This window comes from Paenibacillus sp. FSL H8-0537 (assembly GCF_038051995.1).
GTDB lineage: Bacteria > Bacillota > Bacilli > Paenibacillales > Paenibacillaceae > Pristimantibacillus.
Window position 1 is genome coordinate 4,216,302 of sequence record NZ_CP150290.1, and the last position, 15,561, is coordinate 4,231,862.

1 protein-coding gene is annotated in these 15,561 nt (G+C 60.9%); it reads right to left on the reverse strand.

The window, feature by feature from the left end; translation table 11 throughout:
• Positions 1–50: 50 nt before the first annotated feature.
• The gene (locus MHB80_RS17725; RefSeq protein WP_341278225.1) at positions 51–15,560 is read right to left on the reverse strand and encodes an SDR family NAD(P)-dependent oxidoreductase; all 15,510 of its coding nucleotides are present in this window, start codon (positions 15,558–15,560) and stop codon (positions 51–53) included.
• Position 15,561 lies beyond the last annotated feature (1 nt).

The window sequence follows — 15,561 nt, forward strand, 5'->3', positions numbered from 1 at the left end:
GCATAATAAAAAGCGCCCCCTTCCCAGACAGGAAGAGGAGCGCTTTTCATCTAGTTCAAAATCTTCATCAGTGCCATCTGATCCATCGGGCCTGCCAGCAGCGTCTCCAGCGCCTGCATGCCCTCAGACGGCTCGATCGAGCCGATCCCCGCCCGGGTCATGCGTTCCTGATAGGCCGGAGATGCGACGACCCCGACCGAGCCCCAGTAGCCCCAGTTCATCACTTTCACGGCACAAGGCCATTCCTGTGCGAGCCGGTGCGCAAACGCGTCGGTAAAGGTGCAGCCAGCCACATAGTTGCTCTGGCCTGCCGCTTTGAGAAACACGTTCACCGAGGAGAAGATCAACACGAAGTCGAGCGGTTCTTCGCCAAACACCTGCGCCATGCGGACGCTGACATCCACCTTGGCTGCGAGCGAGGCACGGAACTGCTCCTCCTCCATGTTGGCCAGGCTGCTGTCCGCCAGCACGATCGCGGAGTGTATGATCCCATCGACCTGTCCGTAGCGAGCCTTGATCTCCTCATATGCGCGCTGCAGCGACTGTCGATCCGTCGCATCCGCCGCGATGTAGTGAGGTGCAGGTCCCAGCTTGGACAGGGCGATCCGCTTGGCTTCAATCGCGGCATCCTGCGAACGGCGGCCGATCCAGACGATCTGCGCCGCGTAAGTACGGATCATGTACTCGCTCCAGACTTCGCCGATGCCGCCAGCCCCGCCGATCACCACGTATACGCCGCCCGGCTTGTAGATCGTCTGATCCGGCTGTGAACAACTCAGCTCCGCCAGTTGCTGGCGATGCCATTGCCGTCCTCGATAGACCCATGCATCCCCTTGCGGGTCTGCCGGGATCGTAAACAGGTCGGGCAGCGGCCATGCCTCCTCTGCGTCCAGATCGACCAGGCGAATGTTCCAGTTCGGATACTCCTTGGCCATTGAACCGATCAGGCCATGCAAGCCGGCGTGAACCGGGTTGACCGTCTCTTCGCGGTGCAGAGCCTGCGTCTGCGTCGTCAGCACCGTCCAGCCAAGGCTTCGAGCTCCGTACCCGAGATCGAGCACCGCTTTGATCAGGCGGAAGGCGAGCAGAACCCCTTCGTGCTGCCCGGTGATCACCGCCCCCAGCTCCAGCCCGTCAGAAGAACGATCGGGCGCGATCCAGAAAATGTGATCGAGCGCACCGCGCGCCTTCAGCTTGCTGGCGATGGCCTCCACGCTCTCTCCCGGCTTGATGTCAAGTTCGCGCGCGTTCGGCAGATACTGCCGGATCGCTTGCTGCTGCTCCGGCGTGCCGCCTATGATGGCGATCTGATCGAGCGGGGATGGGTGCAAGGGGCCTCGCTCCAAGGGAACTGCATCCCAGACAGGAACCAGACTCACAACCTCGCCTTGCTCATCGTGCAGAAGGTTCGCTTCTGCGCTTGAAGTCTGCGGTGCAAAGGAAGCCGCTCCCGGATTCTCCATCAGCGGCTCCACCCAGCAGCGCTGCTTGGCGAACGGGTAGCTCGGCAGGGAGATGCGTCGCGGTCGGTTTCCTTCGTAGAGCCGGCTCCAGTCAAACGCCAATCCTTTGACCCACAGGTCGAGCAGCTTCGCATATTTGCGCTTGCTCACCCACGCCTCGATCGCCGCCTGCAAGTCTTCATCGGCCGCAAACAATGACAGGGTCTCTTTGTTGCCTTTGAGCTGACCACGGTACAAGCCGTCGATACCGTCCTCCCCATTCAGGAAGCCCGCCAGCTTTTCCACCAACTCCCCGACGCTCGAAGCCGTCAGGGCCAACCGCTCCTCCATCGCTTCTCGTCCGACCTGCAAGGTGTAGGCGAAATCGACGAGGTCGGCTTCGGTGAACGCTTCCTCTTGCAAAACGATCAGAAGATGCCTTGCCTGCTCGATCAGGCGCGGCTCTTCTTTGGCCGACAGCACAACGACCGCCGGGTTCTCTACGGTGACCTTCCGCTGCACGCGAACCTCCGCTTCGGGAACGTATTCCTCCAGCAAGAGGCAGGCATTGGAACCACCCGCACCAAAGCTGCTTACAGTTGCTCTCCTCGGCACTTCCCGCCCGTCGATCACCGGCCGCTTCCATTCCGCCAGCTCCTGCTGGACGACGAACGGCGTACGGTCAAAGTCGATGTGCGGGTTGAGCACGGCTGAATGCAGAGAAGGCACGAGCTGACGATGTTTCATTTGCAGCAGCACCTTCGTCAGACCGGCGATGCCCGCGGCGCTCTCCGAGTGCCCGATGTTCGATTTGACCGAACCGATCGCGCACTTCTGCCCGCCGACACGCGATTCTTGGAAGACCTTGGTGAGACCGGCGATCTCAATCGGGTCGCCCAGCGACGTTCCGGTGCCGTGCGCTTCCACATAGGAGAGCGTGCCCGGATCGATGCCGGCCTCTTTAAAGGCACGGCCGACCACGCTCGCCTGCGCGTTCGGGTTCGGGACGGTATAGCCGTTGGTCTTGCCGCCGTGGTTGATGGCGGTCGCTTTCAGCACGCCGTAGATCTGGTCTCCGTCTTCCAGCGCTTTGGCCAGCGGCTTGAGCAGCACAGCGCCCACGCCTTCGCCCGGCACATATCCGTCGCCGCCTTCGCCAAAGCTCTCGCAGCGCCCTTTGCTCGACGCGAAGTTGTTCTGCCCGAGCAGCAGGTACTTGTTCGGGTGCACCGACACGTTGACGCCGCCGGCAATCGCCACCTCGCACCCGCCATGCAGCAAGCTCTGACAAGCCAGATGAATCGCGGTCAAGGACGAAGAGCACATCGTGTCGACCGCCAGGCTCGGCCCGTGAAGGTTCAGGAAATAGGACACGCGATTGGCGATCGAAGACGGGTTGCCGGCCAGCGCCATCGGCTTGCCGAGCAGCGTCTGCTGCGCCCCGTACAGCTGATACTCTTCATACATTACGCCGACGAACACCCCGACATTGCCGTCGAGCCCATAGGCGCGGTGCTTGGCGAGCGCATCGCGGGTGTACCCCGCATCGTCCATCGCTTCACAGACGGTCTGCAGGAACAGCCGCTCTTGCGGGTCCATGAACTCCGCATCGCGAGGGGAGATGTTGAAGAACAGCGGATCGAACTTGTCCACATCTTGGAGGAAGCCACCCCACTTGCTGTTCGTTTTGCCCGGATTGCGCTTGTCGGCGTCGTAATACGGGCTGTGATCCCAGCGGTCAGCTGGAATCTCCGTGATCGAGTCCCGACCATCGCGCAGGTTTTTCCAAAACTCGCGCAGGTTCTGCGCCTCCGGGTAGCGGCCGGATACGCCGATGATCGCGATATCCAGCGGTTTTGCATCAGAAGTTGCTCCATCGGTCGGCACGTTTGCACCCACCTTCGAAGGAGCTTGTACGAAGCGGCCTCTCCCTCGCTTGCTGAGCACGGGCGCTTCCCGCTCTCCGATCGGCTCGGCTGCGGCGACCGGCTCAGCGGCTGCCGCAGCCGGCTGATCTGTCGGCACCTCGACCCCGAGCAGCTTTTTCATCGGCTCCGGATAGGAGTCGATGAAGTACCCGGTCAGATCTTCGATGTTCTGATATTCGAAGAACAAGGTCTTCGGCAGCGAACCAAACGTTTTTTCCAGCTGGTTGGTCATCTGCATGACCATGATCGAATCGATGCCATAGTCCTCAAGCGGCGCATCCGCTTCGATGCGGGCCGTCGGCATCTTCAGGACGGTCGAGAGCAATTTTTTGAAAAAGAGAATCGACTTGTCACGCAGGATCTCTTCCGACACCGAAGACATGTCCAGCACAGAAGCCGATGCAGTCGGAACTGCCGTCTCTTGCGGCTGCTCCAACAAGGAAGCCCGCAGCTGTCTCATGTCGCCGTGAAACACGACAACCTGATCCTGTTCCACCGCGAGGCTCTGATACAGCGCCTGTACGCCGCTCAAGGTCGGCATCGCGGTCATGCCTAACTGCTCTTGCAAGGCTCGCTCCGTCTCGGCATCCAAGCGCATGCCGCCGTCCTGCCAGAGCGGCCAGTTAATCGACAGCGTGCGACCTTGGCGCTGCTTGGCTGCCACCTGCCCGTTGCGATACTGGGCATATGCATCCAAGAAGGCATTGGCCATGCTGTAGTCCGCTTGGCCCGGATTGCCGAGCACACCGGCGATTGACGAGAAGGTGACGAAGAAGTCGAGAGGCATGTCGCCACTCGCTTGATCCAGATTCACCAGACCCGCCACTTTGGGAGCCAGCACCTCGGCCAGTTCCGCTTCCGTTTTCTTCAGCATGAAGTTGTCGCGAATCACGCCGGCGCTGTGGACGAGCCCGTCCAGCTTGCCGGAGTCGGCGCGGATGGCGTCAAATAGGCGCTCGACCTGTGCTCTGTCTGTTACATCTACACGCTTGTACTCGATGCGAGCACCTGTCGCTTGCAGCTCCTGAATCGCGGTCTGCTGTGCCGCTCCAAGAGCAGAGCGGCTGGTGAGATACAAGGTCGTGCCGCTGACTTGCTGCACGATCTCCCGAGCCACGATCAGGCCGAGACCGCCTGCGCCGCCCGTGATCAGGTACGTCCCGCCATCTTTCCACGGGATGTGCACCTCCTGCCGGGAGACCTCCGCTTCGCTCCAGCCTGCCACCCAGCGCTTGCCATCTTGGTAGCGAATGTGCCGATCTTCCAAGCGGGCGAGATTCTCTTGCAGGCGAGCGGCCACTTCCGTCGCAGCGGACGTGCGCTCCAGTTCGATCAGTTGCCCGATCAGGTTTGGATTCTCTTGCGACGCCGTTCGCAGCAGAGCGGAGAGTCCTGCGCTCAAGCGATGCTCCGGCTCGGTGCCGACTGCGATCTGCACGAGCACTTGGCCTTTGGGCTTGTGCTGGAGCAGAGCTTTGATCTCTCGGAACGCTTGGGTCGCGTGCGCTTCATAACGCGCTGCCGGATCGGATGTCTCCGAGCGCAAAGTTATGCAGCGAGCGTCGTTCACGTCTGCCTCCATGTCGCAGAGGAGCACCAAGCGCTGGCTGTAGCTCGGCTGTTGTGCCGGCTCGCCGACCGGTTGCTCCGTCCAGTTCGGGAGCAGCATCAGCGTTCCTTCTCGGCCGCGCCCATCGTCCAGTTGTCGTGCGGAATAGCCCTTGATGCGAACGCGGACATCGCCTTCTGCGGCGCAGAGGTCAAGGTCGAACTTCTGCACCTTGTCCCCCGGACGGCTGCCAGCGCTGCGGCGCACGAGCACCCACATCTCGTCCGTGCACGAACCGAGGATGTCTACTTCCTCCAACGCGAACGGCAGAGCCGGATGCTTGATGTCGGCACCGTCGGACAACAGGGCCAGCGTGACCTGCAAGGCCGAATCCATTAGGCTCGGATGCAGCATAAACGAGCTTTCCTGCTCAACGGAAGCCGGCAGCACAAGGCGGGCGAGCGCTCGATCCGTACCCAGATGCACGCGCTCGACGCCGCGATGTGCCGGCCCGTGGTCGATGCCAAGCGACTCAAACATCGAGTAGAACGCGGAGGCATCAAGCGTCTTCAGGGAGCACTGAGACTGCAAAGTCTTGAGGTCAAGGCTTGGCATGGCTTCAAACGACTTCCAGACCGCACGCCCTTGCGAGTGAATGACCAGTTCCTGACCTGTCTCCTCCTCGCGATAGACCTCAAACCCGATCTCGTCATCCGCTTCCGGGAACAGGCTCAGATGCACATCCAGCGGCTGCTCCCCGAGGAGGAGCGGGCTTGCCCAGATGACATGCTTCAGGCGCAGGCCGTCTCTTCCATCTTTCAGAGAAGCGGCTGCCAGTTCGACAGCTTCGCGCGCCATCTCCAGATACGCCACGCCCGGCAGCATGCGCTGGCCTTGCACGACATGGTCGGCCAAGAAGAACTCCTCCCCTGTGAAGGTCGAGGTAAATCGCTGCTCGGTCAGGTCGGACGTGTTGCGATGAAGCAGCGGGTGAAGCGCCGTGTTCATTGCGTGCGACGAACGGAGTCCACTGCCCGCCGTCCCCTCCTCCTTGGACATCCAGTAACGCTCTTTGGCGAACGGATAGGTGGGCAGGCTGATGCGCTGCGGTAGGGTTTGATACAGCTCGTTCCAGTCAATGCTGCCACCAAGGACCCAGAATTCGGCGAGCTTGTCGTGCTGACGATTCTGCATCCAATCGTTTGCCTCGGATGCGAGGTGGCCAAGGCTCGGCTTGTCCTTGCCGCGTCTGACCTGACCACGGTACAGCCCTGCGATGTTTTCCTGCCCTTGCACGTACGCTACCAAACGGTCTGTCAGCTCTTGCAAGGAACGTACCACGAGGGCCATCCGCTCTTCCATCTTTTCGCGTCCCACCTGCAACGTGTAGGCCGCGTCCACTAGATCGGCATCCGTGAGGCGTCCTTCCGCCACGAAGGCGAGCAGTTGGCGGCTCTTTTCCTGCAGGCGCTCCTCATTCTTCGCCGACAGCACGACGATCACTGGCTGCTCCGGCGCGGTGCCTTTGGTCTGGCTTGCTCCGCTCGGGATATATTCCTCGATCACCAGATGCGCGTTCGAACCGCCGGCGCCAAACGACGAGATCCCTGCGATGCGCGGATATACTCGACGAACCCCATCCAGTTCCAGAACCGGACGCGGCCACTCTCCCAGTTCCTGCTGCACGACAAACGGTGTCTTGCCGAAGTTGATGTTCGGGTTAAGCGTCTTGGCGTGCAGGGTCGGAGCGATCTGTCCATGCAACATCTGCAGCAACACTTTGGTCACGCCCGCGATGCCTGAAGCGCTCTCGCAATGGCCGATGTTCGACTTGGCCGAGCCGATCGCACAGAACTGCTTGTCCTCCGTGCCTGTTTCAAATGCTTTGGTCAGGCCGGTGATCTCGATCGGGTCGCCCAGCGACGTGCCGGTTCCATGCGCTTCGAGATACGAGACCGTCCGCGGGCGAATGCCCGCCCGCTGCAGAGCGTCTGCGATGACGCGAGACTGCGCGTTCGGGTTCGGCACCGTGTAGCCGTTGGTTTTGCCGCCCGCGTTTACCATGCTGCCCTTGATGACGCCATAGATGTGGTCGCCATCGGCGATCGCCTTGTGCAGCGGCTTCAGGAGGATCGCGCCGACGCCCTCTCCGTCGACAAAGCCGTCGGCCCCATCGCCGAACGCCTTGCACGCATCGGTCGCCGAGAGCATGGTCATCGCCGAGAGCCGCAGATAGTGCGCCGGATCAGAGATCAGGTTAACACCGCCTGCGATCGCACAATCGCTCGTACCGCTGTACAAGCTCTCCAAGGCGAGATGAATCGCCGTCAAAGACGACGAGCAAGCCGTATCTACATTGATGCTCGGCCCTTGGAAGTTAAAGAGATACGAGACGCGGTTCGCCAGCGACCAGAAGTTCGCACCCGTCGGGTAAAAAGCGTTCATAATCCCGGCGAACACCCCGACCTTGCCACTCTCGGCGAGAGTGCCCGGCGTGTACCCCGCATCTTCGATGCTCGTGTATACCGTCTCCATGAACAACCGCTCCTGCGGGTCCATCTTCTCCGCTTCGGCAGGGGAGATCTGAAAGAACAAAGGATCGAACTTGTCGATGTCCTTCAGGAACGCTCCCCATCGGGTGTACATCGTCCCCGCTTTTCCTTTTTCCGGGTCAAAATAGTCCTGCCAGTTCCAGCGTTCTTGCGGAATCTCGCCCACGCTGCTGCGACCCTGCTTCAGATTGTTCCAGAAGCTGTTCACATCGTCAGCGCCCGGGTAGCGCCCGGCCAGCCCGACGATCGCGATGTCCTGCAGGCGCATCGGAGGCTCTTCAGCTCTCACTTCGCGGGCGACTGGTGCCTCTTCTTGCCGCTGCAGATAGCGCTTGGAGGATGTGCGGAAGGTCAGGCTCGTGCGTGTTTGCGCAGCCTGTGCAGGCATGGGAGCCTCCGTGCGCGGCGTCTGCTGCACCTCCGTCTGCCCGGCCAGCCCGAGCTTTGCGACAAGCGCCTCGCGCTGCGTGTCGACCAGATGACCGGCCAGCGAGTCTAGGGTCTGGTATTCAAAGAACAGCGTGCTGTTGAGATCCTCCCCAATCCCTACGCGCAATGCATTGGTCAGTTGGACGACGAGAATCGAATCGATGCCATACTCCTCCAGCGATTCGGACGGGTCGATCTGGTCACTCGGAATCTTCAGCGTGTCACCGACCACATTTTGAAGGTAGGCGATGACGTTTTCACGTAGGTGTTCTTTCGTAACAGGAGCCTGCGCGACAGGCGCGACGGATGCCGGCTGCACAACCGTAATCGGTTCTGCTCTCACCGGTTCCGGCTCGAAGCCGATCGCCTTTTGCAAAGCGTCCTTGTGTGCCTTGACAAAATAGTCGGCCAGCTCGCCGAGCGTCTGATATTCGAAGAACAAGGTGCTGCTGATCTCCCCAAACACCTCGCGCAGAGCATTGGTCAGCTGCACGACGAGGATCGAGTCGATCCCGTACTCCTCCAACGCTTCCGTCTCGTCGATCTTGTTCACCGGAATCTTCAGCGTGTCGCTGACGAGCTCTTTCAGATACGTCACGCTCTTCTCGCGCAGAGATTCAGGAGAAAGCGCGGCGACTGTCGCCTGCACATAGGCCGGCTTGATCGATACCGCTTGCGGTTTTGCTGCTTGTGGCTTGGTCGCCTGCTTGGCCACCGGCTTGCTTTTCTTCGCAGCCTGCTTCTGGCGAACGACGCCGTCGCTCATGGCGACGACAACCTGCTGGCCGAACTCATGCGCCTGCTCTGCCGGATGGAACACGCCGGAGAAGCCTTCGCTCGCCAGCACCTTACCCCAGACCTCCGGGAACAGGCCCGGGTTGCCCGGAATGCGCAACTCTGCATCTTCGTATAGCCACCAGCCTTCGAGCAGGCCGAACGTCAGATGCGTGAACAGCGCATTTTGCGAGATCTCGTTCAGCAAAAGTAGGCCGTTCGGTCGAAGCACGGCTTTGGCGTTGCGAATCGTCTGCCGGATGTTCTTGGTCGCATGCAGAACGTTGGTCGCGATGACAAGGTCGTAGGCCCCCGCTTCAATGTCCTGTCCGGCGAGCGGTGCTTCGACGTTGAAGATCTTCGGTGCGAGATACGGATTGTCAGCCCTGTACTCACGCTCTGCATGCAGCAGAAACGCACGCGAGATGTCGGTGTAGCAGTACTCCACAATGCGATCCTGATACGGCCGCAGCTTGCGGAAAACCATCGCGCTCGTGCCTCCTGTGCCGGCACCTACCTCCAGAATGCGCAGGGAGACGGCCGGATCGTCCGCCAACCGTTCCTGCAGATAGGTCACCACCGTGTTGGCGAGCACCTCGTTGAAGTAGTCGGAGATCTGGTTGTTCTTGTAGATCCCCTCCACCAGCGCCATCGAGGAGTTCGGGAACATGATCTCCGTCGCCGGCACTCGGCCGGTAAGGATATCCGGCAAGGCGTGCAAGGTGGCCTCAACGAGCTGCACCTGGGCTTTCAGGTTCGGGTTGGTGAGCCAGTGCGGCTTGCTCGCTTCCCATTCCTGCCAGAGCACCTGTGCCGGCGTATCGAACTTGAGCGCAGGATCGCGCTCCAGAACGGCGACGCTCTCCGCCAGCCATTTGCGGTAAAATCCGCGCACCGCATTTCCGTCCTGCAATTGCGGCGCTTGCAGCTGCGCGCCGAGCAGACGAACCAGCAACTCCTCCATGTCCGTCTTGTCCAAGCTCTCGTCCGCCTTCATGCGCGCCACGCGACCGTTCTGATCCGGCAGGCGCTTTTGCAGCGACTCTGCAAGCGCAGGCAGAACGTCCGTCCCGATCTGCATCGTTTCGGTCGCGTTCACCCCTTCGACCTGCACGGCCTTAGTGGTTTTCATCAGCCCTAATTGGACGATCGGGCGTGTCAGCAGCGTCTCCAGAGCTTCCATCGCTTCCTTCGGCTCGACAAATCCGATGCCGACCTGTGACAACAGCTCCCCTTCTTTGGAATGCACGATCTCCTCGGCGTTCCAGTAGCCCCAGTTCATCACCTTCACGCGGCAAGACATCTCGTGCGCCATCTGATGGGCAAAAGCATCCATGAACGTGCAACCAGCCGCATAGTGGCTCTGGTTCGCATTTTTGATGAACGAGATGATTGAAGAGAAGAACAGGACAAAATCAAGCGACTTGTCGCGGAACACCTGGGCCACGCGCAAAGAGACGTCCGCCTTTGCCGAGAATCCGGTGCGGAATTGCGCCTCCTCCATGTGATCCAATCCTGCGTCCTGCAACACCATCGCCGAGTGGATGATCCCGTCAATTCGGCCATACCGCTGCTTGATCTCGTCATGCGCCCGCTGGAGCGACGCGGTATCGGTCGCATCGGCGGCCACATAGTGCGGAGCCTTGCCATGCCGTCCGAGGGCTGCGAGCTTGGCTCGAATGGAGGCATCCGGTTGACGGCGACCGATCCAGACGACCTGCGCCTCGTAGCGGCGGATCATGTACTCGGTCCATGCTTCTCCGATCCGTCCGGCCCCACCGATCACCACATACACGCCGCCCTGTCGGTACAGCGTGCTGTCAGCCCGCGCCGCTTGGAGCAAGACGAGCTGTTGGCGGTGCCATTCGCCGCCTCGATAGACCCAAGAACGACCACGGCGATCCGTCGGGAGCTGCAGCAAGTCAACCAGCGGCCAGGCGCCCGCTTCGAGATCGACCAGGCGGATTTTCCAGCGCGGGTACTCCTTCGCCAGAGAGCCTACCAATCCGTGCAAGCTGGCGTGGGTCGGGTTGACCTGCTCCTGCGCGTGCAACGGTTGGGCCTGCGTCGTGAGTACCGTCCAGCCCAGCGGGCGGGATTCGTATCCCGCTTGCAAAAGAGCTTTGATCGTGCGGAAGAGCAGCAGCACGCCTTCTTCCTGCTCGCGGACCAGCGCCTCGTTCATCACCGAGGAGAGAGCGCGCTCCGGAGCGATCCAGAAAATGTGGTCGAAGCTGCCCAGACGCTGCAGCTTGTCCCCGATCTCTGCGATGGAATCGCTCGGCTGAAGGTCGAGCGATTCCACGTTCGAAAGGTGCACGCACACGGAACGCTGCTGCTCCGAAGTGCCTCCGGCCACCAGCACGCGATCGGCAGAAGCCGGGTAAGACGGAACGCGTTCCGGCGTGACGACATTCCATACCGGTGCCAAGGTCAAGTTGCCGACCAGCGGGTCTTTTTCACCCTCCTGCCCGGACGGCGTTTTCGCATCCAACGTACGGTACGTGAAGCCTTTGATTCGAACCGAAACGCGGCCTGCCTCGTCGCACAGATCGATGTCGAGCTTTTCCACCGCGCCTCCTGCTTGGCTGCCTTCGCTGTGGCGGAGCACCGCCCACATCTCAGAGGTGCAGGCTTGGTAGACCTCCAGCTTTTGCAGCACGAACGGCAAAATCGGGTTCGGCGAGAGGTCTCCGCGCGCGCCGAGCAGGAAGCCAACCGACGCCTGCAGCGCAGAATCCATCAGGCTCGGATGCAGAACATACCGGCTGGCGGATGCTGACAGCGCGGACGGCAGAGACAGTCGAGCTAGCACGAGACCTTCGCCGACGTAGAGCTCTTGAATGCCGCGATGACCTTCCCCGTACTCGATGCCCATCGACGAGAAGGCTTCATAGCAGGCTGCCGAAGTCAGCACCTGCGAGGACGCTTGCTTCTGGAACGAGGCAAGATCGACCGTCGGAGGAGCCGTGACAGAAGCGAGAAGCGCGCGGCCTTCGCCATGCACCACCGGCTCGGAGTCCTGCCCCACGGTGTATATCTCATACGCGACCTCGCCGTTCTCTTCCGGGAACAGTCCGATGTGCACCTGCACAGGCTGCTCTCCTAACGTGATCGGGCGAACCCATGCGACATTCTGCAGTTGCACCTCGCTCGGCCCTTCGACCAGCCCGCCGGCTGCATGCTCGACTGCGGCCCGCGCCATCTCCAGATAAGCCACGCCCGGCAGGACGCGATTGCCTTGCACCCGATGATCGTTCAGGAAGAACTCCTCGCCGGTAAAGGTCGACGAGAAACGCTGTTCGGCAAAATCGGACGTGTTCTGATGCAGCAGCGGATGAAGCACGCTCTGCACGCTCGCTGTTTCGGCCGCGACCTGTTCCGTCGCTCTGCTTGCAGCCTTGAGAACCCAATAGCGCTCCTTGGCAAACGGGTAGGTCGGCAGGCTGATGCGCTGCGGACTCCCTTGACGGTAAAGGCGATTCCAGTCGATCTCCACGCCTTTGACCCAGAGGTCTGCCAGCTTGTCATGCTTGCCTTTGGCGATCCATCGGTTCAGGAGTTCCCGCGAGTCTTCGTCTGCGCTGAAGAGCGCAACCGTCTCTTTGTTCTGTTTGACGGAGCCGCGAGGCACGCCCGCCTGCCCGTCCGGGTCTGCCAGATACGCTTCGAGCTTTTGCTTCAGCTCCGAGAGGTCTCGGACGACAAAGGCCACGCGCTCCTCCATCGCCTCCCGTCCGACTTGTAGCGTGTACGCGAGGTCGATCAGGTTAAGGCGTTGAAGAGCCTCCTCAGCCGGGGTGACAGACTCTAGATGCAGGCTGGCCGCCACCGTTTCCCGCACCGTTCCCTCAAGCTCTGCCACGTGGGCCACCGCCGCCGCGATCGACTCTTGCTCCAGCAGTTCTTTAGGATCGACCTCCAGTAGGAATTCCGCTTGCAGACGCTCGCTCAGTTGGGCGAGGTGAATCGGTTCGATGCCATATTCGCTCCACTCGACATCCGCTTCCAATGCGTCTGCCTTCACGTGGATCAGCTCCGCGAGCATCTCCCGCATCACCGCTTCCAAACGCAGTTCCATCCCTTGCGCTTGCACAGGCTCCACAGCTTGCACAGCCACCCGCACCGGATTCTGACGCTGCGCCTCCTCATTCTTGTTCAGAGCCGCCAGCAAGCGGTCCGCATAGGCGACCAGGCGCTCTTTGTTCTTCGCGGACAGAGGAACCAGCGCGGCACCCTGCCCTTCCGTGCTCGTCACCGCTTGCGGCGGGATGTATTCCTCCAAGATCACGTGCGCGTTCGAGCCGTACGCCCCGAACGAGCTTAGCCCGGCACGGCGCGGGTACTCCACCCGCTCACCGTTTTCAATGAGCGTCGGACGCTGCCACTCTTCGGTCTTGTGCTGGACGTAAAAAGGCGAATTTTCCAGATCGATATAATGGTTGAGTTCCGCCGAATGCAGTGACGGCACGAGCTTTTTGTGATGAAGCTGCAGGGCGACTTTGTGCATACCGCTGATGCCGGCCGCCGATTCACTGTGGCCGATGTTGGACTTGACCGACCCGATCGAGCAGTATTGCTTGTCCGGCGTGAAGTTTCGGAACGCCTTGACCAGCCCTTGGATCTCGATCGGGTCGCCGAGCGACGTCCCGGTGCCGTGCGCTTCCATATACGAGATCGTGCGCGGATCGACACCCGTTTTTTCCAAACATGTCTGAATCATGTCCGCTTGGGCCACCTGGCTCGGGACGGTGATCCCGCTCACCGCGCCCACGTGGTTGGTCGTGCTTCCTTTGACCACCGCATAGATGTGGTCGTTGTCCGCAATCGCCTTGCTCAGCGGCTTGAGCAGCACCGCGCCGATGCCTTCGCCCGACACATACCCGTCGCCGCCCTTGCCAAACGTGTGGCAGTACCCGTCGCTGGAATGCATGTCCATCATGCCATACGTCATGTACTTATTCGGATGCAGCGACAGGTTCACCCCGCCGGCCAGCGCCACTTCACACTCGCCGCGCTTGATGCTCTCCAGCGCCAGATGCACGGCGATCAGCGAAGACGAGCAGACGGTGTCGATCGCCATGCTCGGTCCGTGAAAATTGCAAAAATACGACACGCGGTTTGCGATCGAGGCATAGCTGAGCGACAAAGGCTGCGGCTGTCCGTCGCGCACCGCTTCGGCTTGAATCAGCGTGTAGTCCTTGTGCATCACCCCGACGAACACGCCGACATTGCGGCGCTTGTTCGGCCCTTTTGGCGTCACCACCGTCTTCGGGGTGTAGCCGGCGTCTTCCACCGCTTCCCAGCAGGTCTCCAGGAACAAGCGCTCCTGCGGGTCGATCGTCTCCGCCTCACGTGGCGAGATGCGGAAGAATTGCGGGTCGAAGCGGTCCGGATCATGGATAAAACCGCCCCACCGCGACATCGGCTTGCCGGACGGAGACTTGACGCCCTCCAGCCGCTCCCGCTCCCAGCGCGACTCCGGAACCTCCGTGATGCAGTCTTTGCCAGCCAGAAGATTCTCCCAGAACTCGTGAAGGTCGCGCGATTGCGGATACTTGCCGGACATCCCGATGATCGCGATGTCCTCCCCCGCATCCGGCACGCCATAGCTGCTGATCTTCGGGAGTTCGTGCTCAGCTTCGTACAGCTCGTCCGCCTGCTCGCTCCACACTGCCTCTGCCTGATTCGCTCCGCTTGCACCACCGCCGAAGCGGTCCGCATGATGCTCAGCGAGGTACTCGGCCAGCTCCGTGATCGTCGTGTACTCGAACAACAGCGTCGGCATGAGCTGCGTTTCGAGCTTGCTGCCGATCGCTGTCACGACTTCCAGCAGCATCGACGAGTCAAGGCCGATCTCGTAGTACCCGACATCTGTCGCCACTTGATCTTCCGGTTTGCCCAGCTTTTCGGCGATCAACTGGCGCAGGAAAGAGGACGCCTCCTCGACCGCCGAACCGCCTCCCGATGCATACGCAGGAGGTGCGATCGGTGCGGAAGGTCGGGGCTGTGGTTTTGGCTTTTCTTGCACAGCGGCCTCCGCCTTGCGGGCCGGATTGATCAGCCCTGCCCCGCGCACCAGCTTGCCCTTGTAATTGAGCAGCTCCGCGATCTTCTTTCCGTTCGTGTCAAAAAACTCCATCGTCAGAAAATTGAGCTCTTTCTTCCGCTCAACCGGCTTGGCGATACGCGTCCAGCACTCCGTTCCGAGCAGCGCGGAGGCGCGGAATTTTTCATAAAACAGCGGCAGGAACAGCCGCTGCTCCTCCTGATTCGTGTTGTCGAACAAGACACCGGTGCCAACGCCGCTGCCATCGATCAGCGTCGGGTGGAACATGAAGCCCTCCGCACTGCGGCGCGCCTCGTCCCCCAGCGCGATCTCGATGTAAGACGCCCCGTTCTCGCCCTCATAGACCACGCCGTCCGCCAGCATGAACCCGGTATGCATGAGCTCTTGGTGGCGGCACTGCGCATAAAACGAATCAAGCGATACCGAGCGCGCGGCCGTCTGCTTAATCTGGCTGATATCAAGAACCTCGTCGAACGTCAGCGGATCGCACAGATGCATCTCCGCCGTGATGTGCAACTTGCGCTCCGGGGACAAGACCCCCTTACGCTGCTCCTGCCCTTCCACGCGAATCTGCCAGCGGCCGGCTTCCGTCTCGTCGCACTGAACGCGGAGCAGGACGTTCAGATCCTGCCCCACGACCAGCGGGTTATAAATGGAAAGATTGAGAAGCTCCAGCCGTGCGAAATCATAGCCCCGCTCTCGAAACAGCTGATAGAGCAGATCGATGTACGCAAATCCCGGAAACAGCTCTTGACCGTAGGCCTTGTGATGCTTGACGACCGGATGATCCTTGCCGATTATAATTTGATCTTCCATT